Genomic DNA, 24,469 nt, shown 5'->3' with positions numbered 1-24,469 from the left:
CAGGAAAACTGCCATGGCCGAGGCCAGCATCTACGAAATCCACGACCCGCGCTTCCGGCAGTTGATCGTCACCAGCGCCGGCCTCGACGAACTCTATTCCGGCTGCCGCTGGGCGGAGGGTCCTGTCTGGTTCAACGATGCGAACCAGCTTCTGTGGAGCGACATTCCCAACCAGCGTATGCTGCGATGGGCGCCCGAAGGCGGCGTCTCCATCTACCGGCAACCATCCAACTTCACCAACGGCAACACGCGCGACCGCCAGGGCCGACTCATCTCCTGCGAACATGGCGGGCGCCGCGTCACGCGCACCGAGATCGACGGTTCGATCACCGTGCTCGCCGACCATTTCGAAGGCGCGCGGCTCAATTCGCCGAACGACGTGGTGGTGAAATCGGACGGCACGATCTGGTTCACCGATCCAACCTACGGCATCATGTCGAATTATGAAGGCTATCAGGCCGAGCCCGAGCAGGCGACGCGCAACGTCTACCGGCTTGATCCGGCCACCGGCAAACTTGCGGCCGTCGTCACGGATTTCATCCAGCCGAACGGCCTCGCTTTCTCACCTGACGAGACGATCCTCTACGTCGCGGATTCGGCGGCAAGCCACGACGAAAGCCTGCCACGTCAGATCCGCGCCTTCGACGTAGTCGACGGCAGCAGGCTTGTGAACGGCCGCGTCTTCTGCCTCATCGACAACGGCATCCCGGACGGTATCCGCACCGACGTGAAGGGGAACCTTTGGTCCAGTGCCGGTGATGGCGTGCACTGCTTCGATCCGACAGGCAAGCTGATCGGCAAGATCCGTGTCCCTCAGACCGTCGCCAACCTCACCTTCGGCGGCCCCGGACGCAACCGTCTGTTCATCGCCGCAACACGTTCACTCTATTCCGTCTACGTTGCCGCGACGGGCGCCCAACGACCGTAAGCCGGTGAAAGCCACGCGGCCGATCTCGTCAGGCCGGTCGGTGAAGGGAATGTCGGCGTCGAGATTGCCCTCTGCCAGATCGCTCATGCTTGCAGCGATCCGGCCGATCAGCGTGATTATGGTCAGCCGGCCGATGTCGAGATTGAGGGAGAGAACGAGAGTTGGCAGCATTCGCCTCCTCCTGGGCCTTCGTCGCCATGGTCTTGGCCGAGTCCACCCCTTCCTCGAAGCAGCCTGGCTGGCCCCATCAGCAATCACCAGCAATTTCGACTATGTCTGGCGGTCGCACTCCCCCGTCTTGTCAATCAGGCTAGCTGGCTCTTGGGGCCGATAGCCCGCTTCGAAGCAAGACGCCTCTCTTCACCGGTTGGACATCGCTCCCCTTTATGACTGTGACCTGCATGGCAATGGCCAAATTGTCCAGTATTGCCCCTCGGGCGAGTAGATGGGTCGCCCCGCCTAATGGAAGCGGCGGAGCGTTATTTGCAGCAGGCGGCGTCAGGCCTTCTGCAGCCTCCAGGTCCTGATTTCGAAGGGCATGATTTCGGCGGGGCCTTTGCGCTCCATCGGCTCTTCGAGGATGTTGAGCGGCTGCGACGCCCGCCATCCGGAAGGCAGGCCGAGGGAGAGGCGGCCGCGCCGGCCGGCCGGTTCGTAGAGGCGCAGGATGAGACCTTCGCCCTCCTCCGCAGGCTTCAGGCCCGAGAAGGCGACAGGCGTGCCCGCGACATCAATCGGCGCGAAACGGCCGGCGGAGAGGCCTTTGGCCTCGGCCGTCACCAGCGGCTGGTTGAGGTCGAGTGCTTCGTCAAGCACACCGCCTTCATGCCAGGCGCCCTCATGCGGCATCAGTGCATAGGTGAAGCTCTGCTCGCCTTCATCGGCCAGCGGATCCGGATAGATCGGACCGCGCACCAGGCTCATGCCGATCACATTGCCGCGGGCGCTGTGGCCGTATTTGGCATTATTGAGAAGCGCCACGCCGAAGCCCGGCTCACTGACATCGACAAAGCGATGGGCGGCGGCCTCGAACATCGCCTGCTCCCAGGAGGTATTCGTATGCGTCGCCCGCTCAACCACGCCGAAGGCGCATTCGAAGGTCGCCTTACGGGCCTTGACGTCGACCGGGTTCAGGGTACGCAGCAGGGTGCGGCGGTCGTGCCAGTCGATGGTCGTTTCGATATCGAGCCGCTTCGAATTGGCCGTCAAAACATAGGTCTGCATGACACTCGAATGCCGATAGCGGTGAACGACGCGGATTGCCGCACGGTGCGGACCGCTTTCGACGAGGCTGATGCTTTCGGGCGCATCGAGCCGGACGGATTTATCGGCATAGTCGGCATCGACGTCCCAGGCGTCCCAGTTGCGCGGCTTGTCGGCCGGATAGACCCAGAGCTGGTTGGCGGAGCCATCGACCGCTTCGCGGCCGCTCGCCTTGTGGATTAGGCTGGTAACGGCTCCATCCTTGCCGATGACGATCGAGAGATGATCGTTTTCCAGCCGGTCGACGCCGGCCTTCAGCCCGCCCGCCGGCTTCAGCGTCTGCCTGTCAAAGACGGCGACCGACAAGGGAGCGACGATCTCAGCGGCCGAAAGCGTCGTGCCGTCGGCAAGTGTCGCGCTCACCGGTCGTGGCGCAAGCGAGGGATTGACCACGATGAGCGCGTCAGTGACCCCGCCCTTCGGCAGATTGACTGACAGCGCCTGCAAGGCCTTGGCCTGCTCGGCCTTGGCATGGTCGATGACGCCGCCGAGCTCCTGCTCCGCATCCTGATAGACTTCGCGGATGCTCGAACCCGGCAGGATGTCGTGGAACTCGTTCTTCAGCACCACGCGCCAATCCGCCTCCAGGCTTTTCGGCTTTTCGGCGCCGAGCATATGGGCGAGCGACGCGAGGGTCTCGGCGGTGATCAGCGCCCGCTCGGCCTGGCGATGCTTGCGCTTGACGCCGCTTTGGGTCGTCAGCGTCGCGCGGTGCAGTTCGAGATAGATTTCGCCGTCCCAGACGGGAAGCTTCTTCTCCGAAGCGGTTTTGTGCGCCCGCTCGTAGAAGCTTTTCACGGTGCCCCAGCGGGCCTGCGGAATGGCGGGAAAATCGCGCAGCTGCACTTCGCGCTCCACCATCTCGGGCGTCACGCCGCCGCCGCCGTCGCCGTAACCGACGGCAAGAAGCGAGGCGTGATGCTGCGTCTTGCCCCGGAAATTCTTCCAGGTCGGCAGGTAGCAATCGGGCTGCACGAAGCCGTTATAACCCTGCATCGGATTGTCGAAGGTGTGGGTCAGCACCTGGCTGCCGTCGAGGCCCTTCCACCAGAAGAGATCGGAGGGGATGTGGTTGGTCTCGCTCCAATTGACCTTGATGGTGAAGAAACTGTCGATGCCGCCCTGTCTCAGGATCTGCGGCAGCGCGCCGGAAAAGCCGAAGCAATCCGGCAGCCAGCAGACCGTGTGGCGCGCGCCAAAGGTCTTTTCGAAATAACGCTGGCCGTAGAGCACCTGGCGGGCGAGGCTTTCGCCGGTCGGCATATTGGTATCAGGCTCCACCCACATGCCGCCGACGGTTTCCCACTTTCCTTCCGCGACCTTCTCCTTGATGCGTTCGAGAAGCTCCGGATCTTCCTCCTCCATCTGCGCGTAATAATGGGCGGTCGACTGGTTGAAGCGGAAATCGGCGGAGCGCTCCATCAGCGACAGCGCCGTGTTGAAGGTGCGCCGCATCTTCCGCCGCGTCTCGCGATAGGGCCAGAGCCAGGCGAGATCGATATGAGCATGGCCGGTCAGCACCAGCTCGCCGTTTGGGGGAAAGCGCTTCTGCAGTTCCTTCAGCCGCGCCGTGAGGACCTCGAAGGCGGAGGCCGCCGAAGCGCTCTGCTCGTCGGAGAGACCTGCCGGATCGGATACAAGCTCCGGCAGCTCCCAGATCTTCTGCTGCATGACGGCGCCCGACGTGCGGGAGATGTAGGCCGCCGTATCCGATGGCCAGTCGAGGCTGCGCAAGGCCTGCTCCGCGGCATCGACCAGATGCGGCACGACCTCATGCTCGCCGAGCGCGCTAATCGCCTCGGCGATCTGCTTCAGGAGAAGATGCAGGCTGTGAACGGGACCGTCGAGCCAGATCAGCCGGGCCTTGTTGAGCCTCGGCGCGCGGTTGGGCTCGCCGAAAGGAAAGCGGGCAACACTTTCCGTCGCAATCGAGAAGCGGCGGCCCTTCAGCGGGAATTCCTGGTGATAGGGATCGAGGCCGAATGTTTCGCTCTGGCCATCGGGATAGCTGAGCGTGATCAGGCTCTCGCCGCCGAGATCGAGCTGCAGGCGAATATCTTCGAGCGGCCAGTTCGCCGGCGCTTCGGCGCTCGCGGCAAAATGCACCACGCCCTCACGATGCGGCCAGTCCTGGTGATGGGCGATCGGCTCCCCCTCGAAGGTCCAGCCATCGATCGGGCTGCTGTGCCGGTCCCGCCAATGCGCGAGCTCGGCGATACGGACCTTCAGACTGTCGAGGCGTTGGGCAACGGTGAGTGGCATGGCTTATCCTGTTGGAAAATCGGCGACGAACGATCCGGAATTATGGCTTTGGGAGATAAAAGATAGTGCGATGGGGATCGCGAATGCCGACCCCTCCTCCCAGCGGTTCGGCTGACGCTTAGATTAAGTAACTTTGATTTGGCGTCAAGCCCGCAAGAGATCGCCTTTTCCTGGTTTTTTTGCTCTGCCGTGCATGGGAGCTGAACCGTAGAGGCATCTAACTGCGAGTCATGAAGGATGCGAAGGACACGACTGCTGTTGCCCGCCTCCTGATTGAAAAACCAGCTTCAATTCTCTCTAAGCTAGTGCGAGAAAAAGGAATTTTCCGCATAACCTGATCTCATCTGCCGAGATGATCATTCGAGGATTTGCTCCCTCGTTTTAATGCAATTGATTTCTCGGGATCGAACGAGAGCGATCATGAAAGTCGTCATCGTGCTCTTCGCCTGCGCCCTCGCATTGTCAAGCAATAAAGTCAGCATCCCAGGCCACGATCGCCAATATTGCCGAATAGGTCAGATGATGAGCGAGCTGGTCGGCGCCGTGAAGTATCCAGAATGAACGTGTATTGACCGGGTGCGGCTGACGTCGACCGTGAATGGCCTTCAAGTGGTCGATAAGGAAATGGATCAGAAACTCGCTGCAGACAACGGCGAAAATCCACGTCGGATTCGTGATTGCAACCAAGAGAATTGGCGCGGTGGCGACGGCGTGGATGCCTGCATGGACATAAGCGCCCGGCTTCTTGAAGTTGCCTTTGCCGGCAATCATCCATTCGGGCTGCAGGACATAGTCAGCCATGAAGTGCTTGGTTTGCAACCAAATCAGCGTTGTGAGCAGCAGCATCGTCATGCTCCCTCAGTCCGCCATATCAGCCGGATCGATCGTGTGCACACGGACCGGCGCGATCCTTCCCCGTATGCCGACGCAGCCAAGCGGCCTTGTCTGAATAAGGTCTCGGGTCTTTCGAAGCGTTTCGTCGCTTAATGCAATTTCCACGCCTTTGTCCTTGGCCACGCCAACGAGCCGGCTCGCGAGATTGACGACGTCGCCGATCGCCGTATAGCTGAGGCGTTCAGTCGAGCCAATATTGCCGACAAGGGCCACGCCGGTGTTGATGCCGATACGCACCCGAATCTCATCATGCTTGGGCGCAATCGGCGCCATGGCATGCATCGCATCGCGAATTGCCGCTGCGGCGCGGCACGCGCGCAATGCGTGATCCGGCACATTGCCGGGGGCATTCCAGATCGCCATCACCGCATCGCCGATGAATTTGTCGACTGTGCCGCCTTCGGCATGAATAGCGGCGATCGACAGGGTCAGAAACCGCGTCAAGCTTGGTTCAACGCCAGCGCCGAACTCTTCCGTGAGTTCCGTAAAGCCTGGCAAATCCGCAAACAACACCGTTATGTCCCTGAGTTCGCCGCCGGGACGAGGCTTAAGACCGCCATCGACAAGGGGACGAACGACCTCGACGGGCATGAAGCGCGCGAACGCGGCAAGGCCGCTCGACATGCGCTTCAGGGCGGAGGAGAAATGATCGAGTTCAGTCAACAGCGCCGGGCGATGTTCCACGGCGTCGAGTTCGAACCTCTCGATCATATGCAACTGCTCGGCAAGGCGCGACAGTGGCCGAGCGAAGAGAATTCTGGCAAACAGGATCGCCGTCACAGCGGCCAGCACAGCAATGCCCCCGATGATGAAGATCAGTCGCTCGGTATTGGCATCGATGTCACGGGCAAAAGTCGCCCGCGGTATGGCGGTGACCAGACGCCAGTCTTCGAACGGCAACTTGCCAGATGACACGAAGATTGGGCCGAGCGCCTTGCTTGCCACCAGCGTCCGGGAACCGTCGGGCTTTTCGGGGCTGGCAGCCATGGCGACTGCCGCGGCCAGGGCGTCGGACGCGGCAAAATCCTTGAGATGAGCAGCGATCATACCGTCTGACGGCTCGGATGTCGCCAGTACCGCATTATCCCGCGTTAGCACAAAGGCCTTGCTGCCTTCCGGCATCTTGAGCCCTCCAAGGATGGCCGACAGCCGATGCAGGCTGACCGCCACCATCACCACACCTTCGAAATGGCCGAACACCTCGACTTTCTTCGAGACGACGATCGCCGGTTCAAAGCCGTTCGGAAGAATATTGACGAGGCTCCAGGCCGGTTCTGCACTGGTCCGGCCACGTCTAAACCATGGCGAGCCCTCCGGAACGTAGACACTCTCGGCCCTCAGCCGATTTTCGAAAAAGATATCGCCAGGGATTGGCTTATAGAGATCGCGGCGTAGCGGACGCGGCTTGCCGAGAGGTGCGTGGCCGATCTCCACCATTTCGATCTCGCCATCCGGCAGCGCGTGCGCCCCAAAGAAGCGGCCGTCCGGGAAGCCGAAACCGATCCAGGCAATCGCCGGCTGTTCACGCAGCAACGACAGGAATAGGAATTCACGCTTCACCTCGTCGTCCGGCCTGATCGCTCCCTGGAAAAAGACCGATCTGACGATCTCCGCGCTGCTCGAAACCAGCGCCAGATTAGAAGAAAGCTCGTTGCGAACCGCAGCGGTGCTCTGAGCATCAAGGCTCGCAACAATCGTTTCAATGTTCCGGCTTGCGGTACGATACCAGACCAGGTGCACGAGCGCCGCCGTTGACAACACTGCAAGCAGCAGCAGTGCAGTGACCGCACGCCCCATCTTTATGCGTGGGAATGTTCTAGCGTTCATGGCGGTCGGTAATCAGACGGGCGGCGCGGTCATACCGGACATAAGCCAGCGCCCAGTCCGCAAACACCACGATGCGATTGCGGAAGCCCACGAGAAACCAGAGATGGGCGATGTTCCAGACCAGCCAGGCGGAAAATCCTGAAAGACGGATGCGGCGAAAGTCGGCGACCGCCGCATTGCGTCCGATGGTTGCCAGATTTCCGAAATCGCGATAGCCGAACAGACCAGCGGTCCGACCATCGAGACCGGCGAGAATGGCGCGGGCCGCGTATTCGCCCATCTGCTTGGCGGCCGGCGCGACTCCGGGAACCGTTCTGCCGTTCTTGTCCGTGAGCGCCGCGGTGTCGCCGATCACGAAGATCTCGTCATTGCCCGGCGGGTTGAGGTTCCGGTCGACATGAACGCGGCCGGCGCGGTCCGCGGGCACGCCGAGCCATTTGGCCGCCCTGGAGGCCATGACACCGGCCGCCCACAGCACGCAGGACGATCGGATTTGCCGGCCGCCGGCAAGCGCTACTCCTTCAGAGTCGCAGCGCGTTACCGCTTCCCCAAGGGACACCTCGACGCCGAGCATCTCCAGGTGTCGCCGGGCTTCTCCCGACAATTTCGCCGGCATGGTCGGCAGAACGATATTGCCGGCTTCGACCAGCACCACGCGAGCCGAGGACGGATCAATGCGCCTGAAGTCACGGACGATGACCTTTCTTGCCAGCTCGGCGATTGCTCCAGCCAGTTCAACGCCTGTCGGGCCGCCGCCAACAACGACGAAGGTGAGAAACCGCCGCCGCTCGGCTTCGTCCTCGGCTGCCTCGGCACGTTCGAAGGCCGACAGGATCCGGGCACGGATTTCGGTCGCATCGGCGATTGTTTTCAACCCGGGCGCGGTCTCCGCCCATTCATCCTTTCCGAAATATGCGTGCCTTGCACCGGTGGCGACGACCAGATAGTCGTAGGCGATGCGACTATTTGTGGTCTGAACGAACCGGTTCTTCTTGTCGATCCCCTCGACACGCTCCATCAGCACAGTGACGTTGGATTGCCGAGAGAGAATGCGGCGGATCGGCATGGCGATCTGGGCTGGCGAAAGCGCGGCCGTCGCGACCTGATAAAGCAGCGGCTGAAAAAGATGATAGTTGCGCCGATCGACGACCGCCACATCCACGTCCGCATGCCGAAGACCCTTGGCGGCGGCAAGGCCGCCAAATCCGGCTCCGAGGATGACGACCCTAGGACGGCGGCCCGCCGCCTGACTTGCCGCTGGATCCATGAGTGGCGAGTCGCCGCTTGTTTCTTCGATGCCGGCGCGCATGGCTCAGCGCCCCCTCGGGAACAGGCGTGCTCCCAGATAGTCGAGTGAAACCGCACCGGCCCCGCGCGTCAGGATCAACAGCAACGGTGCCGTCCAGAGCAAATGGTCCGGCCAGTTCTGCGGGTAGACGAGGAGCTGGATTGTCAAGATGACGCAAAGCAGCAAAAGGGCAGCGGGCCGAGAGAACAGGCCTAGAAAAATCAAGATCGAGCCAGTGACTTCGGCCGTCGTCGCAAGCACGGCGGCCACGCCGGGATCGATGACGGGCAGCTGGTATTCGAGCGTAAACAGCTGAACTGTCGCCGGCCAGGAGGCAAGCTTGCTCTGCGACGACTGCCAGAAGACGTGGGCGACCGCCAGACGGGCAACGAGCTGGACGAGCGACAACGGCAGGCTGTTGAGGCTCTCGATAGCGGCGACATAGAGACCGATAATACCGCCTCTGTGTCGCGTCGAAGAAGGGGACATCATAGTCATGACTTCCATCCTGTTCACTTGGTTGCGGGCTTGATGTGGCGAATGCGAGCGACGAGGCCAAAGGCGAAAAGGCCGCCAAAGGCACCCTCGAGATCGAAGCCGGGAGTGCGGGCAAGCACACGGCTGACCGCAGCCTCCAGGCTGGCGCGCCTTTTCAGGGCATGAAGGAAGGCGAAATGACTGGCATCGAGGCGCAGAAATCGCATGCTATCTTGGCCGCGCCAGAGCGCGATCCGCTCCGGTCGGCGGCCCAGCCTCGCCAATGCTTCGATGTTTCCGCCGGCTTGATGCGCTTCCCATATGTCCAGCGCCGGCCAACGACAAACCAGCAGGCGTAGCGAGGGCTGAAGAACGATCTCGGGTGAGGTGTCGTCTTCACCGTCCGCCAACTGCTCCAAGCGACAGCCGGGCAGCGCCAGCGCGTCCAGCGCCTCGGCAATCATCCATTCCAGCCGCGCCGTTTCGGCAATGAAGGGCATGGCGCGGATGCCATCAAAGTCCGCCAGGAAGCGCGGGAAACTGCCGCCATAGCGAACAAGCTGCGCTTCCTGCGGCGGATTATTCCGGATGAAGGCGCCGGCGACATGACGAAAGTAGTTTTCGCCGAGAAGCTGGACCGTGATCGGAAAAACCGCGATCAAAGTCGCTGTCAGCGAGGCGAAGGTGTTGTTGCGATAGATGTTGAACCGACGCAGCGGGTCGAAAGCACCTTTCGCCAGCACCGGCGCAAGATCGCAGCCATCTTCACGGAGGATGGCTTGGGCGACCCGCGATTGCAGTGCGCAACTAGAGAGCATGGCCCACCCTCCTTGCGCCGGGACGATTGGCGAACATCGACGGCTTGATTGTCGCAAACGCGGCGAGCGCCGGCATTGGGCCCGTTCGGCTGTCGGCCCGCAATGGCAGGATCATCCCCTCGAACCGGGTCGACTGTGGTGTCGGCCGTTCCACCAGCATGCGATCTTCGAAGGCGATCGATTGCGCCAGCATGTCGGCCCACATGGCTTCACCGAGTAGCACGTCGAGAGCGGGCACATCCGTATCCCATTCGATGAGCGTCGGACGCGGTCCAATCTTGCGGATCGCGTAAGCATAGAGCGACCAGACGGCCGGCGGAACGCGCGAACCGTGGTCGTCGATCAGCACGATATCACCTTCGACCTCGTTGATCGCGTGCCCGGCAAGATGGATCTCACCGATGGCGCACGGGGGAAGCTGGTCGATGAAGGCTTTGGAATCGAAGCCGAGATTGCAGGCCGAGACGTGAACATTATTGATATCGAGAAGCAGGCCGCAGCCGGTAAGGCCCACGAGCTCTACCAGGAATTCCGCCTCGGTCATTGTCGACCCCTCGAAGGCGACATAGGCAGAGAGGTTTTCGATATAGACACGCCGCTGGAGGGTGTCCTGCAGCCTCGAGACATTGGCGGTCACGATGGCGAGGGCCTCTGCGTCGTAACGCAGCGGCAGGAGATCATTCAGATAGGCGCCGTCGGCGGCGCTCCAGGCGAGATGCTCGGACACCAGGCTTGGCTGGAAGCGCAGGCAGAGCTTGCGCATGCGCTCCAGATGGTCGCGGTCGAGACCGGAACTGCTCCCGAGTGAAAGGCCGACGCCATGGACGGACAGGGGATAGCTTTCCCGCAGCCGCTCCAGCGCGTCGACGGCCGCCGAGCCACCCATGTAATTCTCCGCATGGACTTCAAGCCATCCCGCCGAGGGGCGGCGAGACAGCATTTCACCGATATGCTGGGAGCGAAGACCGATGCCCGCGGCGGTTGGCACCGGATTGCTCGGAAATATCTTGGACATCGATTACTCCTTTGGTTGAAGTGGTGGAAAGGTCAGGCCTTGGGTTCGTTGCTTCCGCCGGTGATTTTGGTGCAGGTGCCGGCCGGCACGTAGATCCAGGAATCCTTGGCGTTGTCGGCGGTGGACGTGCCGGCACAGGAGTGGCTGGCCGTCTGGCAGTCGTTCAGGCCAGCCTTGACGACGCCGAAGCACTTTTCGAACGAGAAATCCGGCTTGGCAGCCGGGCCGGCAAAGGCGCTGCCGGCAGCCACGGAGGCTGCGGCGGCGAGGGCCGAACTGATGAGAAGACGAGTGGTATTCATGAGAAATCTCCTGGGTTGCGTGAGGTCAAACCGCCATCGGCTTGCCTGTCTTCACATTCCCAGAAGTCAGCCGTCATCTGAAATGCTGTCTCTGCATGATTTCGATACGCCGTCTCTATGTGTCGATGGGCAATCTCTTTCAGACAAAAAAAGCCCCCGCCGGAGTGGTGGACGGGGGCTTAAGTTTCGGCCGGCGGGAGGCGGACTGCCGAAATGGCTGAGGATCAAAGATAACGTTCGCGGACGTCTACGGTCGATCGTTTGCCGATTTCCTGGTAATTGGCCTGCAGCCAGAGGTTGGCGCATTGGCGGCCGCGATCCCTCAGGTCCATGAGCGCCCCCCAGTCGGCGTTCATCTTGCTCGCTACGCTGAGGTTTTTCATCGCTTCGTCGTCTGAGATACCGTGCACGAAAATGCGCTTGAGATTGGAAGGCGGCGTCGCTGCCGTGTCGATCAGCTGTGTGACGAAGGCCACCGCCCGCATCTCCCTCAGCAGCGACGAATTGAAACTGATCTCATTGATGCGGTTGAGAATTTCTCCAGCCGTGCGCGGCAGTTCCGTTCGTTCTATCGGATTTATGTGAACCACGAGCACATCGGGCGTGTCGCAGCCATAAATCAGCGGGAAGATTGCGGGGTTGCCCATATAGCCACCGTCCCAATAGGCTTCCCCTCCGATTTCCACGGCTTGGAACAGGAAGGGCAGGCAGGCAGACGCCATGATGGCATCGACCGAGAGCTCGTCGTTGCCGAACACCTTCACCTTGCCAGTCCGCACGTTGGTGGCGCAGATGTTGAGCTTGACAGGGCAGCGTGCCATCCGGATTGCCTCCAGGTCGATCGATTGTTCCAGCACCTGGCGCAGGGGATTGAAATTGAAGGGGTTGAACTGGTACGGCGACATCAGCCGTGTCACCAGGTCGAACATGATGAACGCCGGCGAGAATTCCAGCGATTTCGAGCCTGTAAGGCGGTCGAGCAAGGTTGGCTGCAAAGGTCCGGATGCAGCTGCGTGGCTGACACGGCGCCAGAAATTGGCCAGCGCCGTCTGTGCTCCGCTCCGCCCGCCCTCAGCCAGGCCATAGGCTGCGACCGCAGCATTCATCGCGCCTGCGCTGGTTGCCACAATGCCTTCGAATGACAGGCTTGGCTCGTCCAGCAACCGATCGAGCACTCCCCACGTGAAGGCGCCATGTGCGCCGCCGCCCTGCAGCGCAAGATTGATCGTCCGCGGCTCGCGCTCGGCGAGCGAAGAGTCGGGCTGCATTTTGAGCTTTGCACCCACATGTTTGTTCACGATCGCAACCTCCGTGTCTCAAATAAAGATTCAGTGCGCAGTCCATCCGCCGTCGACAGGGATCGCCGTGCCTGTGATCGATCCAGCAAGATCGCTGCAGAGAAAGACGGCAAGCGCGCCCATTTCCTCGACGGTGGCAAAGCGCCTCGTCGGCTGGTCCTTCAGGAAGACGTCTCGGATCACCGCGTCGCGTGGGATGTTATGCGACTTCGCCTGATCCTCGATCTGGTGTTCGACAAGCGGCGTCCAGACGTAGCCGGGGCAGATCGCGTTGGATGTCACCCCGAATTCGGCGCCTTCGAGCGCGATCGTCTTGGTGAACCCGACAATGCCGTGTTTGGCCGCCACATAGGCGGATTTGAAGGGGGACGCGACCAATCCATGGGCGGAGGCGACATTGACGATCCGGCCATAGCGGTTGGCGCACATGCTGTCGAACGTCGCCTGAACGAGATGGAAGGCTGAGGAAAGATTGATAGCAAGTATGGCGTCCCACTTTTCAGGCGGAAACTTTCCGAGTGGCGAAACATGCTGGATACCGGCATTGTTGACGACGATGTCCACCTGTCCGAAACGCGCGAACGCCCTCTCGACCATCATATGGATCGCTTCCGGCTTCGACATGTCGGCGGCGTCGTAGGCAACGTCGACATCGTTATCCGTGGCAATGCCGTCGCGCAGCATCTCGATCTCGGCAGGGTCGCCGAAGCCGTTCAACATCACGGCGGCCCCTGCCCTTGCAAGCGCATGTGCAATGCCAAGGCCGATGCCGCTGGTCGAACCAGTGACAATGGCGCTACGCCCTTCCAAGGGCCTGCGGCCGACGAGAGTATCAGTTACGGGATCAAAGGCGTTCAGCATATGTGCTCTCCACTACGATCGACTACGCCGTCTGGCGTCTTGCAATCAGAATGGCCGACGGGGCTTCGCTTTAGAAATGCCAGTCTGGTATGGAATTGATAAATCCATGGCATTGGTGGAGAATGCCGCCCGCGGAGAATATTGAGGGTATTGCAAATAGAATTCATGCCGGGGGGCGGCGATGGATATCCACCATATAAGGTATTTCCTGGCGGTGTGTGAAACTCGAAACTTCACGCGCGCGGCCGAAAAGTGCAATGTTACTCAGCCAGCGCTCAGTCGCGCCATCCAGCAGCTGGAGGATGAGGTGGGCGGCCTGATGTTCCGCCGGGAGCGCAATCTCACCCACATAACAGATCTCGGCAACCTTCTTCGCCCGCGATTCCAGCAGATCCAGGACGAGTTGATGGGCGTGCGTACGGAGGCGTCGCGATTTCTCTGTCTTAGTGAAGCACCGCTCAAGGTCGGCATTATGTGCACGATCGGACCGCGCCGGTTTACTGGCCTGCTCACCGACTTCAACATGCGCCACAAGGGAATCCAGCTGCAACTGATCGAGGGCGTGCCCGCCCGATTGTCCGATCTGCTGGAGACTGGCGAAATCGATGTGGCTTTGATGTCGACGGCAACAAGCTTTCCGGAACGCTTCGACGTGACCTCGCTCTTTCGCGAGAGGTTCATGCTCGCTTTCCCCGCCGGCCACCGCCTCGGTCAATACGATGCCATTCCCATCGCGGCGATCGACGGTGAGATCTACCTGCGGCGTGTCAACTGCGAATACTGGGATTACCTCACGGATCTCTGCGATGCACAAGGCGTGAAGACCCTCGTCTCCTATTCCAGCGAGCGCGAGGACTGGATTCAGAACCTGGTCGCCGGTGGCCTTGGTATCTGTTTCATTCCCGAATACAGCGCCGTTATCCCAGGATTGCAGGTGCGACCTGTCGCGGACCCGGAAGTCTCGCGCGAGGTCTGCCTTGTGACGGTGGCGGGCCGACGCTTCTCCCCGGCGGTTTCAGTCTTTGTCGGCGCCGTGAAATCATACGGCTGGGCGAAAGCGTCGGGCCGTTCGCATTAAGGGCAGTATCGTAACAATCACGGGAGCACAGCCTGGCAAGCTGCCGGGCATTCGGTGTTTCCCCTGCGGCTGACAATAGCTTGCGGCTATCGAAATCAAAAGCATCTGGCATTTCTCTTTCGATCGGCGCTCCGCCAGTCTTCGAACATGCTCGGCACCGTCCTCGCCGGGCTCCAACAAGGAGAAACCGCTGATGAAGCCCGTATTGAAAACCGACCGCATGTCCCTCGCCGCTCTCGCATTTGCTGCAGTGGTCCTGGGCGCCGCCCTGCCCGCCGCGTCCGCCATGGCGGGCGAATGCCCGGCTGATCAGGTCACTGAAGATGGCATGAAGCCTGGCCCGATGATGCCGAAGGGCGTCTCCGACAGCGTCGTCAAATCAATCGATCTCTCGTCCAAGGGCGAGGCATGGAAGGGAAGCATGCTGCGCATGCGCAAGCTCGTCGTGCAGCCGGGAGGCATCGTTCCCTGGCATTCGCACGAGATGCGCCCGGCCAATATCCTGATCATCTCCGGCTCGATTACGGAATACAGCAGCACCTGCAAGGTGCCGATCCTGCACAAGAAGGGCGAGGTGACGGCCGAGTTTGGACATCTCTCCCATTGGTGGAAGAACAATGGCAAGGCTTCGGCCGTGCTCTATTCCTCCGACATACTGAGCCCGGAAATGCACACCGATGACGCGGCGATGTAACGGTTGCCCTTTGATCTGAAGCAGCCCCATCGCTCGCCGGCGTTTCCCTCGCACTGGCAGGGAAACGCCGCATCCCGGAGGAACAAGCATGACCGACATCGAACAGCCGCTCACGGCATCCGTTCAAGAGCGCCGGACCATTCACGCCGACAGTTGGCGCTTTGGACTGATCGCACTCATCGCCTTTTTGACCTTGGTCGACCTCTTTGCGGCGCAAGCCGTATTGCCTTCTCTGGTCGAGAGGTTTCAGGTCAGCCGCGCCACGATGGGTTTCGCCGTCAATGCCAGCACCCTCGGTATGGCGCTCGCCGGTCTGCTCGTCGCCTTCGTCGGCAGCGGCCTGGACCGGCGCAACGGCATCTGGATCAGCCTCGCGATCCTGTCCGTGCCAACGACGCTTCTGGCATTTACCGACAACATCATCGTCTTTTCAGCGCTGCGGGTGCTTCAGGGGCTTTGCATGTCGACGGCCTTCACGCTGACGGCCGCCTATCTGTCGGAGCATTTCTCAGCAGGAAAAGCCTCTACGGCCCTGGCCGCCTATGTCACCGGCAATGTTGCCAGCAACCTCTTCGGCCGCATGCTGTCCGCTGCCGTCGCAGGCATTGGCGGCCTCTCGATAAATTTTCTGGTGTTTGCCGCCCTCAACCTCCTCGGCGCCGCCCTGGTTTGGTTCACGCTCAAAAGGACGACCAGCATGATGCGGAGCGATGATCGCGGGAACCTCACCATGCGCATCTGGGGCGGACATCTTGCCGATCCAAAGCTGCGACGCGTCTTCGCTATCGGCTTCCTCATCCTCTTCGTGTTCATCGGCACCTACACCTATGTCAACTTTCGGATTGTCACGCTCGGGGTACGCCCGATGGCGCTCGGCCTTGTCTATCTCGTCTTCCTTCCGTCGATCTTCACCACGCCTTTCGCCGGCAGGCTCGCAAGCGCTGTGGGGCCGGCAACCGGAATCGTGCTGACGCTTGCGATTGCCATCGTCGGACTCGTCGCGCTTCTCAGTGCGTATTTGCCGGTCATCCTGATCGGTTTGACACTGGTGGCAGTCGGCACCTTCCTCGCACAGGCAATGGCAACCGGCGTCGTCGGTCAACATGCCAGGAGCGACAAGGCTGGAGCGAGCGGCATCTACCTCGCATCCTACTATACCGGAGGCATGGCCGGCAGTGTGGTTCTCGGTCAGGTCTACGATCACGTCGGCTGGAACGCATCCGTCTACGTGCTTATCGCAGCTCTGGCGGTAGCAATGCTGCTCGCGGGTTCGCTAAGCGCCCCGCACCGATAGATCCCAACTTTCCGTGGTAGCCGGAATAGGGGTCGCCCCTTCCATGCGGAAGCCGGCGACGAGTTTGAATACAGACACAACCGAAAGGAGTAAATGACATGCAAAGAATGATCAGACTATTGTTCATGGCCGCGCTTTCATTGGCAGGAATTCTGTCGGCATCAGCCACTATCGTCCAGGCAGGTGCCCGGGACGGTGTCGTTGTTCTGAAGAGTCGCTATTCGGTCGACGAGACTGTCACAAAGATCAAAGGCAGCGTCGCAGAGAAGGGCATAATGCTGTTCGATGATATCGATCAAGCAAGGCTCGGCAACGCGGCTGGCAACAAGGTCCGTCCATCGCGGCTGATCCTGTTCGGCAATCCGGCGCTCGGAACGACGTTCATCACCGCCAATCCAGTGGCCGGGCTCGATTGGCCCGTCAGAGTTCTCGTTTACGAAGCGAAGGATGGAACGGTCCGTGTCGCCTACACCGATTTTAACTGGATCGCGCGACGCCATGGCATCACCAGCCGCGAGAAGGAGTTCAAGATGGCGTCCGAGGTCATCAAAGCGGTGACGGATCCGGTCCATCAATGAGGTCACGGCGATGCGGTGATGAATGGGGAGGGAGCGACTTCCTCCTCATTGCGGATGTTGCAGAGAGGTTACCATCCGAGGCTGCCCTGACCTTGATGGTTGGTTGAGAACCTTCCAGGCGCGATGCTGACTTTGGTCCAGATTCTACTGGTTCTGATGACCGTTGCTCGCCACGGACTTCGCAATGCCCACGGTCCGCTGGTGGCCCCAGACCTGCTGATCATCGTATACAACGGGAAGCTCTGCGCGTTCGCTGATTGGTATAAGGCTGCCAACCATCTCGTGGGACGAGTTGTTCAGCAGCTTACTGAAGTGCGACTTGGGACGCTGCTGACATCAATTCTTCGGGACTCGGCGCCCGGCATAGATTTTGGCCCCCCTCTTCGGCTTCTGTGAAACTCCAGCGCACAGTGCCGTCCCGATCGAGCAGGAACTCGCCGATAAGCGGCATGTGACCGGCGATGATAATCTGCTGGTCGGCCGCCGTCATTTCATACGGGTCCTTTTTCTCCAGAAAGTCGCCCGCCGCAGCCGGGTTCATCGGCACGGGCAACTCCCGCGGTAAATCGATCCGCATTGTCCTGACCGCGTCCATTCCGAGCTTGTGCGGCCATTCGGTTTCATTCTCCGTGAGCTCGAGGATGGGTAAACCGAAGGCGCGATGCGAAGCCCCCTCCGGGTCGGATGCGCTGATAAGGTTGGGTAGTGGATGGTAACGAAAGTAGAGCCGCGCCCGTTCGACGGGCGTCTTGACGACAGCGAGACACTCGATGCCTTTCTCCTTCAGGGCAGGGTTGAGCTGCGCCATCGCCGAGACATGACGCCGACAGAATGGACAGTGTAGGCCTCGAAATAGACCGATCAGTAGCGGGCTACGGCCTCGAAAGTCATCGAGCGCGATCTTGCCTTCGCGCGAGATCGCATCGAGTACAACATTCGGTGCCCGGTCGCCCGGCTGCAGCGGGCGGTCGACACTATCCGTGGACATGAACAACCTCCTCCCGATCGATCAAAAAGGCAGCACACCCAGCGCTTCGGGGGGCGAGCCCTGCTGGGCGCAAACTCCCTTCGCCGGGGCAAAGTAGCGTTCGGCCTCTGCCATATTCCAGACGTCGAACTTGAGCTTTGCAGGCCCATCATAGCATGGAAAAGACATCCGCGGGCGAACATTCAGGCTGGTCAGCAATCCGCGGCGTGCTATGTCCTCCGAGAGATTTTGGATCGAGCCGCCTGCCTTCATCCGACGCACGTTCTGATCGTCCAAGACAAGTTTATCGAAAGCGATATCACATCCAACACTGAGCGTGATCTTCTCAACGCCCGTGCCATGTCGTTTCTCCTTAACGAGCCGGCCGGAGCTCTCTCCAGCCTCCGAGCCCTTCGAAAAAACTCCCTTTCTAAGTAGGCGACCATCAGCCGCAAGGATAACGCAATCTTGATCGATGATGACAGTTTCCTGATCGCAGCATCGACCTATCTGCTTTGGCAACCACACTGAAGACGCTGCCTGTTGGCGGCGAAGGGAGGGTTGAGGGATGCTCCGGATGTGGAAATTGCCGGCAGCGATGGCAGCGCTCATCGCCGTTGCCATGTCGGCGTCGTCCTGCACGACGACCTCTACCGACCCGGCGCAGACCGGATCGGTTGGATACTCCAGCGCTGACTTCGCACTCAGGCCGGCTTGTCGCGACGGTTTCGGCAACGATCGTCCTTGCAGCTATTAACGTATAGAAGACGCAGCGAGGATGATCGGCACGCCGTTGCGGTTCTCGAAAGCCGGAGCACTTCGTTGGAAAATCGTTACGAACACCGATAAGCGTGATACACACCGTCGAAGTGCTCTCAAGAAAGACGGTCATGCGGTATCTTCGGTCGGGGCCGCGTCGGCTTCACACTCAAGAGTTGGGCGCTCCCCGCGCCAAAACGGTGGGCTTGAGATCGGGTGAGATCGCCGACCGGAATATCCGCGTCATCCTAGAAGCAATCCGCCGGCACGGGCCACTGACGCGCACCGAGCTTGGGCGGCATAGCGGGCTGACCGGGCCTGGCATCACCAATATATTGCGGCGGCTTGCCGACGAGAAGCTCGTGACATCGAACCGGCGCACCGGGCTCGGCGGCGTGGCGACGGCCACGGAATTCGCGCTGCGGCCGGAGGGCGCGTTTTCGATCGGCGTCAAGCTTCGACGGACGCGCGGCGAGATCGTGCTGATCGATTTGAGCGGCCAAGTGCATGACCGGGTCTATTTCGACGTGGAGCCGGAAGACGGGGTTGGCGCGGTACACGCGGCGGTCCGGGACATGGCCGATCGGCATGCGACATTGCCGATCGTCGGGCTCGGGATCGCCGCCAACGATTGGAACGATGCCCGCAGCGAGCAGCTTGCCGCGATGTCGACGATCGCACGCACCTACGTCGAAAACGAATGCACGGCGAGCCTGCTTGCCGAGCGCACGATCGGCAGCGCCATGCCGGAGGGCGGGCTCGCGATGATCATCATCGACGATGACGTTCAGGCGGGTTTCCTCATCCGAGGCATACCCTATTCCGGCGTGCATGGGCGGGCGGGCAGCATCGGCGAAATGCTGACCGGGCCCGACAATGTCCAGCTCAATACCGTCGTCGGTTTCGATTCCCTGCGCTCGCGCATCGGAGACGAGGACTTCGCGCGCCTGCTCAGGGGCGAGGAGTTCTCCTCGTCGTCGCTGTCGCAATGGATACGCGAGGCCGCCGGCCATCTGCTCGACCCGATCATCGCCATGGCCGGCTTCATCGCCCCGAGCGTCGTCATGATCGGCGGCGACCTACCGCAGGGGGTGATCGAGGCGCTGATCCATCAGCTTTCCGTCGAGCGGCGCGACACCTCGACCAGGCCGCTGCTGACGCCATGGATTTCGCCGATGCGGCCGGCAAGCTTCAGCGGTGGCGGCGTGGCACTCGGTGCAGCCCTCCTGCCCTTCCTCAACACGCTTCTGCTGCCGCCAGCTTCGGCCTAAGCCGACCGTGCAACATAATTCGGCGGGCTCAGCCGAGCGCCTCATCGGTATGGCTGAGATCGGAGGCGAGCGCCGTGTCGAGCACCTTCTGGATGTTGGCGGCGCGCCGGAAGGAGGGTTCCTGGGTCTTGCCCGCCCGCACGGCCTGGACGAAACGTTGGTAGTTCGTCTCCACAGGATCGAAAGGCACATCGCGCCACGTCGCGGTATGCACATCTTCGCCAAGGCAGGCGCGCAGCGTCGATTTACCGGTGTCGTAGATCATCTCGACCGAGCCGGTTTCACCATAGACCCTAAGGCGCAGCTGATCCATCTGGCCGGCTGCCGTGCGTGTCGCCTGGATCGTGCCGATCGCGCCATTGGTGAAATCGACATTCATCGTGAAGCTGTCATTGGCGTCGAGATCGTATTCGCCGATCCTGTGATCCGGCGCCTTGTCGAAAGTCTTCAGCCGCGCAAAGACGTGGGCGACGTCGAGGCCGGAGCCATAAGAGGCGAAATCGACGATGTGAATGCCGATATCGCCAAGCGCGCCGTTCGAGCCGTGTTTCTTGCTCAGCCGCCAGAGCCATTTGCTTTCGCTCTTCCAATCGCCCCAGTGGCGGCCGACCAGCCAGCTTTGCAGATGCGACGCCTCGACATGGCGCACGGCGCCGATCTCGCCGGCAAGCACCATCTGCCGGCCCTTCTGCAGCGCCGGCGAATTGCGATAAGTGAGGTTGACCATGCCGACCTTGCCGGCCCGCTCGATCGCCTCGGTCATTTCCATCGCCTTGACGGCATCGGTGGCGAGCGGCTTTTCGCAGAAGACATGTTTGCCGGCGGCGATCGCCTGAAGCGTCGTCGGGTGGTGGATACGATCGGGCGTGACGTTCGCCACCGCATCGAACTCGCCCCACGCGAGCGCATCCTCCAGCGAGATGAAATGATTGGCGATGCCATGTTCGGTGCAAAAGGCCGCGAGCCGCTCCGGGACGACATCGACGCCGCCAACGACGCTGACGCCTTCGATCGCCTTGAAACGCGCGGCGTGCTGGTTGGCCATGCCGCCGGTTCCGAGAATGAGTAAACGCATCTTCTCCTCCATGGACTTCAGTTTCCGGCTGCCGCTGCGGCCCGGAGCACGAACTGACACCATCGCGGCCATCCGCGATCGATCGGCCTTTTCCTCAGGAAAATTGCGGGTTGGATGCGCCTGATTTCCCTAAGGCGCTGTCGGCAACTTATTTTGGCGTGCATCCCTTCCGAAAACCGCAGCGTGCGCTAGCTGCTGTTGAATGGCGCCAGCATCTCATCCTCCCAAGCTCTGGCTTGACATCAAATCAAAGTAACTTAATCTAATTAATGCAGCACGGAATTGAGGAGAGGTCAACCGACCGCCAGGCTGTATTCGTTCAAAATGGGGAGGAGACCCATCATGAAGAGCGCGACCGTCAGCGCATTGGCGCTGAGCACTGTCTTATTTTCAGCATCCACCATTTTTGCCCAGGAACTTGCCACCAAAGACCGGATCGGCCTTGCCGATGCGCCGAAAACGCTCGTCGTCCGCCTGACGAACGACAGCCCGAACAATTCCGATCCCGCCATTGCCGAGGGCTATCAGAAGCTCTTCGTCGATTTCATCAAGAAGCATCCGGACTGGAAATTGCAGATGCAATTCATGTCCTCCGACATCGGCACTGAACAGGCCAAGATGCTGGAGCAGGCCAAGGCCGGCAACGCGCCGGATTGTGCGGCCGTCGACTCCTTCGTGCTCTCGCAGTTCATGGTCAATCACGTGCTGGCCGATTTCACACCCTATTTCTCCAAGGAAGAAGTGGACGATCTCTTCCCCTTCATCCGCAGCGGCATCACCGACAAGGACAAGACCATCCGTGCCTGGTGGTGGGATACGGACCTGCGCGTTCTCTACCGCAACAAGTCTGTGGTCGCAGATGCGCCGAAGACCTGGGACGAACTGAAGAAGGCCGCCCTTGCCTCCACCAAGGAGGGCATGGAAGGCGTGCTCTTCAACGGCGGGCGCTGGGAAGGCACGACCTTCGACTGGCTCGCCAATTACTGGGCGCTCGGCGGCAAACTCGTCGACGACTCGGGCAAGCCAATCTTCGGCGAAGGCGAGAACAAGGAGAAATTCCTGAAGGCGCTGAACTACTTCAAGGATCTCGTCGATTCCGGTGCGGCGCCGAAGCGCGTTACGACGATCGCCAATTACGACGATATGAACGCTGCGGCGGCTGCCGCGACGACGGCGCTCTTCATCGGCGGCAACTGGCAATATGCACAGCTGAAGACGACGCTCGACGAAGAGGAATTCAAGAACTGGACCTTCTCGCCGATCCCGGGCCCCACGGCCGACCAGAAGTCGACGGGCACCGGCGGCTGGACGGTCGCCTCCTTCAGCAAGGACAAGGAGAAGATCGAAATGTGCGCCAACCTGGCGCGCGACGTCTATATGGGTCCTGCAAACGCGCTGCAGCAGCAGCTGCCGACGCGCAAGTCGCTCTTCGACAAGTATGAGGTCTTCTCGACGGAAGCCAACAAGACCTTCGCCAATGCGCTGGTCGATGGCCAAGCCCGGCCCGGCGTGCCGATCTATCCCGAGATCTCCAACCAGATCCAGATCATGATGGGAGACGTGCTGTCGGGGACGAAGAAACCGGAAGAGGCCCTGGATGCCGCATTTAGCGCGGCGATGGAGGCTTACAAGCGTCTCTGATCCCGGGCGTTTCCACGCTTCCGACCGCGACGGCGCCTGGACTTGAGGCGCCGTCGACAGTGCCAAACCCGGACAGAGAAGCCAATGAGCCCAATTGCCATCGAGGCTGACAGCCCGCCTCAAAGCAGAACGTTCATGCGCCGGTTCGCCGGTGCGCCCCTGCCCTGGATCATGCCCGTGATCATCGTCATCGGCATATTCTACCTCTATCCCGTCATCGACGTTTTCCGGCTTTCCTTCACCAATGCGACGCTGATCGGCGAGAACCAGCAATATACGTTTGGGTCGATCACCAGTGCGCTGAGCTCGCCGCAACTGCCCGACATTCTCTGGGCGACGCTGATCTTCGTCGGCGGCAGCGTCATCGGCCAGCAGATCCTCGGGCTTGCGGTCGCCGTCACCGTCATTCGCGGCGAAAAGCGCGGCCTGTTCGGCACCACGATCCTGAGGACCACGGCGCTTGTCGCCTGGGTCGTGCCGGGCATTGCCGGCGGCATCATCTGGCAGATGTTGTTTTCCGAAGCGCCTTACGGCGCGCTCAACAGCATTTTGAGGCTGATGCACATGCCGACCGTCGCCTGGCTCTCGGACCCGGCAATGGCGCCGTGGTCGACTCTGATCTCGAACATCTGGCGCGGCACCGCCTTTTCGATGGTCGTCATGTATGCGGCGCTGAAATCGATCGATCCCTCGCTCTACGAGGCGGCGGAGGTCGACGGCGCCAGCGCCTCGCAGCAGTTCTTCTTCGTCACGCTGCCGCAGCTGCGCGCTGCCATCCTCGTCAACATGATCCTGATCACCATCCAGACGGTGAACACCTTCGATGCGATCATCACACTGACAGGCGGCGGACCCGGGCGCGCGACCGAGGTGATCTCGCTCTACGTCTTCAATATCGTCTTCCGAAACTATGACCTCTCCGGCGGCAGCGTGCTCTCCGTGCTGATGCTGATCATCAGCCTCGGGCTCGCCTTCGTCTATGCGTCGTTCCTGCCGAAGGAGGAAGAGCAATGAGCGGACGCACCGGAAGCCGGTTAGGCGATGCCATGAGCTATCTCTTCATGTTGGTGATGTTCGTCTTCTTCGCCGGCCCCCTCACCTATCTGCTGTCGATGGCGCTACGCGACAAGCGCGAGGTCTATCGCGGCGCGGCGCGCTACATTCCCGACAACCCTACCATTCAGAACTTCATCACCGTTCTCAACAACAGCTATTTCCCGATCTATCTCTGGAACGGCCTGAAGCTTGCGGCTCTGAGCGGGCTCGGCGTGCTGATCGTTGCCTTGCCCGCCGCTTACGCTTTCTCCCGCTTCCAGTTCCGTGGCAAGGGCCTCTCGATGATGGGGCTGCTGCTCTTCCAGATGATCTCGCCGCTCGTCATCATGGTGCCGCTCTATCGCTACATGAACCGCCTCGGCCTGCTGGACACGCATTTCGCCGTCGTCATGGTCTATATCGCGCTCGGTGTTCCCCTGGCGACCTGGCTGTTGAAAAGTACGGTCGACGGCATTCCGCGCAGCCTCGACGAGGCGGCGATGATCGATGGCTGCAATCGCTTCTCGGTTTTCTGGCGCATCATCGTGCCCCTGTCGGCGCCGGGCATCGCCTCGGTTTTCATCATCACTGTGATTGCCGGCTGGTCGCAATTCCTGGTGCCTTTCCTGCTGCTCACCAAAAATGACCTGATGCCGATCGGCGTCGGAATCTTTAACTTCCGCGGCATGCAGACCGACTCGTCCATCCAGCTGCTTGCAGCCGCCTGCCTGATTGCGGTCGTTCCGGCGATCGTGGCCTTCCTGTCGCTCCAGAGGCTGATCCTCGGCGCGATGACCAGCGGCGCGGTGAAGGGATGAGAGGGTCTGCTTCACTCCCCACGCGC

At 60.9% G+C, this 24,469-nt stretch carries 23 protein-coding genes; 10 read left to right on the top strand and 13 right to left on the bottom strand.

The window, feature by feature from the left end; translation table 11 throughout:
• Window positions 1-13: 13 nt before the first annotated feature.
• Window positions 14-928 (top strand): SMP-30/gluconolactonase/LRE family protein, encoded by a 915-nt coding sequence (locus NL154_RS24165; protein WP_210632109.1) that lies wholly within the window; start codon window positions 14-16, stop codon window positions 926-928.
• On the opposite strand, the gene NL154_RS24160 is transcribed toward NL154_RS24165, so the two are convergent.
• From NL154_RS24160 to NL154_RS24110, 11 genes are all read right to left on the bottom strand, one after another.
• Window positions 881-1,099 carry a HAMP domain-containing protein gene (locus NL154_RS24160; RefSeq protein ID WP_210632108.1) on the bottom strand — a complete coding sequence of 73 codons (219 nt, stop codon included), beginning with the start codon at window positions 1,097-1,099 and terminating at the stop codon, window positions 881-883. The two genes, NL154_RS24165 and NL154_RS24160, sit on opposite strands and share 48 nt — an antisense overlap.
• A 327-nt stretch (window positions 1,100-1,426) precedes the next feature.
• Window positions 1,427-4,453, bottom strand: a complete 3,027-nt coding sequence (locus tag NL154_RS24155; RefSeq protein ID WP_221123547.1) for an alpha-mannosidase — start codon at window positions 4,451-4,453, stop codon at window positions 1,427-1,429.
• Window positions 4,454-4,915: 462 nt separating this feature from the next.
• Window positions 4,916-5,299: a DUF3307 domain-containing protein gene (locus NL154_RS24150; protein WP_247241778.1), complete on the bottom strand. Its 384-nt coding sequence runs from the start codon at window positions 5,297-5,299 to the stop codon at window positions 4,916-4,918.
• 12 nt (window positions 5,300-5,311) lie between these two features.
• Window positions 5,312-7,174 (bottom strand): adenylate/guanylate cyclase domain-containing protein, encoded by a 1,863-nt coding sequence (locus NL154_RS24145; RefSeq protein WP_210632105.1) that lies wholly within the window; start codon window positions 7,172-7,174, stop codon window positions 5,312-5,314.
• Complete coding sequence (locus NL154_RS24140; RefSeq protein WP_434734361.1) at window positions 7,164-8,441, bottom strand: NAD(P)/FAD-dependent oxidoreductase; 1,278 nt, start codon at window positions 8,439-8,441, stop codon at window positions 7,164-7,166. The genes NL154_RS24145 and NL154_RS24140 overlap by 11 nt, the downstream gene beginning before the upstream one ends.
• Window positions 8,442-8,486: 45 nt before the next feature.
• Entirely contained in the window at window positions 8,487-8,960 is a 474-nt protein-coding gene (locus NL154_RS24135) for a DoxX family protein (RefSeq protein ID WP_221123546.1), read from the bottom strand.
• Between the two features lie 14 nt (window positions 8,961-8,974).
• Window positions 8,975-9,757 (bottom strand): HvfC/BufC family peptide modification chaperone, encoded by a 783-nt coding sequence (locus NL154_RS24130; protein WP_210632103.1) that lies wholly within the window; start codon window positions 9,755-9,757, stop codon window positions 8,975-8,977.
• Window positions 9,747-10,772 carry an MNIO family bufferin maturase gene (gene bufB, locus NL154_RS24125; protein WP_221147105.1) on the bottom strand — a complete coding sequence of 342 codons (1,026 nt, stop codon included), beginning with the start codon at window positions 10,770-10,772 and terminating at the stop codon, window positions 9,747-9,749. Before bufB ends, NL154_RS24130 begins: the two co-directional genes overlap by 11 nt.
• Window positions 10,773-10,804: 32 nt before the next feature.
• Entirely contained in the window at window positions 10,805-11,074 is a 270-nt protein-coding gene (locus NL154_RS24120; protein ID WP_210632101.1) for a BufA1 family periplasmic bufferin-type metallophore, read from the bottom strand.
• Window positions 11,075-11,298: 224 nt separating this feature from the next.
• Entirely contained in the window at window positions 11,299-12,372 is a 1,074-nt protein-coding gene (locus NL154_RS24115; protein ID WP_247241777.1) for a patatin-like phospholipase family protein, read from the bottom strand.
• 30 nt (window positions 12,373-12,402) lie between these two features.
• Complete coding sequence (locus tag NL154_RS24110; RefSeq protein ID WP_210632100.1) at window positions 12,403-13,233, bottom strand: 3-hydroxybutyrate dehydrogenase; 831 nt, start codon at window positions 13,231-13,233, stop codon at window positions 12,403-12,405.
• A gap of 181 nt (window positions 13,234-13,414) precedes the next feature.
• On the opposite strand from NL154_RS24110, the gene NL154_RS24105 reads away from it, so the two are divergent.
• The 4 genes from NL154_RS24105 (at window position 13,415) to NL154_RS24090 (ending at window position 16,877) form a co-directional block, all read left to right on the top strand.
• On the top strand, window positions 13,415-14,311 hold the full coding sequence (locus NL154_RS24105; protein WP_210632099.1) for a LysR family transcriptional regulator: 897 nt from the start codon (window positions 13,415-13,417) through the stop codon (window positions 14,309-14,311).
• Between the two features lie 193 nt (window positions 14,312-14,504).
• Complete coding sequence (locus NL154_RS24100; protein WP_210632098.1) at window positions 14,505-15,005, top strand: cupin domain-containing protein; 501 nt, start codon at window positions 14,505-14,507, stop codon at window positions 15,003-15,005.
• An 88-nt stretch (window positions 15,006-15,093) separates the two neighbouring features.
• Window positions 15,094-16,299, top strand: a complete 1,206-nt coding sequence (locus NL154_RS24095) for an MFS transporter (RefSeq protein WP_221147104.1) — start codon at window positions 15,094-15,096, stop codon at window positions 16,297-16,299.
• Window positions 16,300-16,397: 98 nt separating this feature from the next.
• Window positions 16,398-16,877, top strand: a complete 480-nt coding sequence (locus NL154_RS24090; RefSeq protein WP_183705088.1) for a DUF302 domain-containing protein — start codon at window positions 16,398-16,400, stop codon at window positions 16,875-16,877.
• 304 nt (window positions 16,878-17,181) lie between these two features.
• Here NL154_RS24090 and NL154_RS24085 read toward each other — a convergent pair whose 3' ends face one another.
• Window positions 17,182-17,865 carry a peroxiredoxin-like family protein gene (locus tag NL154_RS24085; RefSeq protein WP_183705030.1) on the bottom strand — a complete coding sequence of 228 codons (684 nt, stop codon included), beginning with the start codon at window positions 17,863-17,865 and terminating at the stop codon, window positions 17,182-17,184.
• A 547-nt stretch (window positions 17,866-18,412) separates the two neighbouring features.
• Between NL154_RS24085 and NL154_RS24080 the strand changes: the two genes are divergently transcribed.
• Both NL154_RS24080 and NL154_RS24075 read left to right on the top strand, forming a co-directional pair.
• Window positions 18,413-18,601: a hypothetical protein gene (locus tag NL154_RS24080; RefSeq protein WP_097601245.1), complete on the top strand. Its 189-nt coding sequence runs from the start codon at window positions 18,413-18,415 to the stop codon at window positions 18,599-18,601.
• A gap of 133 nt (window positions 18,602-18,734) precedes the next feature.
• On the top strand, window positions 18,735-19,874 hold the full coding sequence (locus NL154_RS24075; RefSeq protein WP_210632096.1) for an ROK family transcriptional regulator: 1,140 nt from the start codon (window positions 18,735-18,737) through the stop codon (window positions 19,872-19,874).
• A 28-nt stretch (window positions 19,875-19,902) separates the two neighbouring features.
• On the opposite strand, the gene NL154_RS24070 is transcribed toward NL154_RS24075, so the two are convergent.
• The gene (locus tag NL154_RS24070) at window positions 19,903-20,949 is read right to left on the bottom strand and encodes a Gfo/Idh/MocA family protein (protein WP_210632095.1); all 1,047 of its coding nucleotides are present in this window, start codon (window positions 20,947-20,949) and stop codon (window positions 19,903-19,905) included.
• A 342-nt stretch (window positions 20,950-21,291) separates the two neighbouring features.
• Between NL154_RS24070 and NL154_RS24065 the strand changes: the two genes are divergently transcribed.
• From NL154_RS24065 to NL154_RS24055, 3 genes are all read left to right on the top strand, one after another.
• The gene (locus tag NL154_RS24065; RefSeq protein ID WP_210632094.1) at window positions 21,292-22,590 is read left to right on the top strand and encodes an extracellular solute-binding protein; all 1,299 of its coding nucleotides are present in this window, start codon (window positions 21,292-21,294) and stop codon (window positions 22,588-22,590) included.
• A gap of 84 nt (window positions 22,591-22,674) precedes the next feature.
• Window positions 22,675-23,604, top strand: coding sequence for a carbohydrate ABC transporter permease (locus tag NL154_RS24060; protein ID WP_221123515.1), 930 nt, complete (start codon window positions 22,675-22,677; stop codon window positions 23,602-23,604).
• Window positions 23,601-24,443 carry a carbohydrate ABC transporter permease gene (locus NL154_RS24055; RefSeq protein ID WP_085782016.1) on the top strand — a complete coding sequence of 281 codons (843 nt, stop codon included), beginning with the start codon at window positions 23,601-23,603 and terminating at the stop codon, window positions 24,441-24,443. Before NL154_RS24060 ends, NL154_RS24055 begins: the two co-directional genes overlap by 4 nt.
• The last annotated feature ends 26 nt before the right edge of the window (window positions 24,444-24,469 follow it).

The sequence above is a fragment of the Rhizobium sp. YTUHZ044 genome (assembly GCF_051123975.1).
In the GTDB taxonomy this organism is placed as follows: domain Bacteria; phylum Pseudomonadota; class Alphaproteobacteria; order Rhizobiales; family Rhizobiaceae; genus Rhizobium.
The sequence above is the reverse complement of the archived record's forward strand: the minus strand, read 5'-3'. Positions and strand labels throughout refer to the sequence as shown.

What these genes read in the sequence shown, in the direction of transcription:
- NL154_RS24075 (WP_210632096.1), top strand. Translation starts at nt 18,735, where the DNA reads ATGCGGTATCTTCGGTCGGGGCCGCGTCGGCTTCACACTCAAGAGTTG.
- NL154_RS24085 (WP_183705030.1), bottom strand. Translation starts at nt 17,865, where the DNA reads ATGTCCACGGATAGTGTCGACCGCCCGCTGCAGCCGGGCGACCGGGCA.
- NL154_RS24080 (WP_097601245.1), top strand. Translation starts at nt 18,413, where the DNA reads ATGCTCCGGATGTGGAAATTGCCGGCAGCGATGGCAGCGCTCATCGCC.
- bufB (WP_221147105.1), bottom strand. Translation starts at nt 10,772, where the DNA reads ATGTCCAAGATATTTCCGAGCAATCCGGTGCCAACCGCCGCGGGCATC.
- NL154_RS24070 (WP_210632095.1), bottom strand. Translation starts at nt 20,949, where the DNA reads ATGCGTTTACTCATTCTCGGAACCGGCGGCATGGCCAACCAGCACGCC.
- NL154_RS24090 (WP_183705088.1), top strand. Translation starts at nt 16,398, where the DNA reads ATGCAAAGAATGATCAGACTATTGTTCATGGCCGCGCTTTCATTGGCA.
- NL154_RS24110 (WP_210632100.1), bottom strand. Translation starts at nt 13,233, where the DNA reads ATGCTGAACGCCTTTGATCCCGTAACTGATACTCTCGTCGGCCGCAGG.
- NL154_RS24140 (WP_434734361.1), bottom strand. Translation starts at nt 8,441, where the DNA reads ATGGATCCAGCGGCAAGTCAGGCGGCGGGCCGCCGTCCTAGGGTCGTC.
- NL154_RS24130 (WP_210632103.1), bottom strand. Translation starts at nt 9,757, where the DNA reads ATGCTCTCTAGTTGCGCACTGCAATCGCGGGTCGCCCAAGCCATCCTC.
- NL154_RS24135 (WP_221123546.1), bottom strand. Translation starts at nt 8,960, where the DNA reads ATGACTATGATGTCCCCTTCTTCGACGCGACACAGAGGCGGTATTATC.
- NL154_RS24105 (WP_210632099.1), top strand. Translation starts at nt 13,415, where the DNA reads ATGGATATCCACCATATAAGGTATTTCCTGGCGGTGTGTGAAACTCGA.
- NL154_RS24150 (WP_247241778.1), bottom strand. Translation starts at nt 5,299, where the DNA reads ATGCTGCTGCTCACAACGCTGATTTGGTTGCAAACCAAGCACTTCATG.
- NL154_RS24160 (WP_210632108.1), bottom strand. Translation starts at nt 1,099, where the DNA reads ATGCTGCCAACTCTCGTTCTCTCCCTCAATCTCGACATCGGCCGGCTG.
- NL154_RS24055 (WP_085782016.1), top strand. Translation starts at nt 23,601, where the DNA reads ATGAGCGGACGCACCGGAAGCCGGTTAGGCGATGCCATGAGCTATCTC.
- NL154_RS24155 (WP_221123547.1), bottom strand. Translation starts at nt 4,453, where the DNA reads ATGCCACTCACCGTTGCCCAACGCCTCGACAGTCTGAAGGTCCGTATC.
- NL154_RS24065 (WP_210632094.1), top strand. Translation starts at nt 21,292, where the DNA reads ATGAAGAGCGCGACCGTCAGCGCATTGGCGCTGAGCACTGTCTTATTT.
- NL154_RS24120 (WP_210632101.1), bottom strand. Translation starts at nt 11,074, where the DNA reads ATGAATACCACTCGTCTTCTCATCAGTTCGGCCCTCGCCGCCGCAGCC.
- NL154_RS24100 (WP_210632098.1), top strand. Translation starts at nt 14,505, where the DNA reads ATGAAGCCCGTATTGAAAACCGACCGCATGTCCCTCGCCGCTCTCGCA.
- NL154_RS24095 (WP_221147104.1), top strand. Translation starts at nt 15,094, where the DNA reads ATGACCGACATCGAACAGCCGCTCACGGCATCCGTTCAAGAGCGCCGG.
- NL154_RS24060 (WP_221123515.1), top strand. Translation starts at nt 22,675, where the DNA reads ATGAGCCCAATTGCCATCGAGGCTGACAGCCCGCCTCAAAGCAGAACG.
- NL154_RS24165 (WP_210632109.1), top strand. Translation starts at nt 14, where the DNA reads ATGGCCGAGGCCAGCATCTACGAAATCCACGACCCGCGCTTCCGGCAG.
- NL154_RS24145 (WP_210632105.1), bottom strand. Translation starts at nt 7,174, where the DNA reads ATGAACGCTAGAACATTCCCACGCATAAAGATGGGGCGTGCGGTCACT.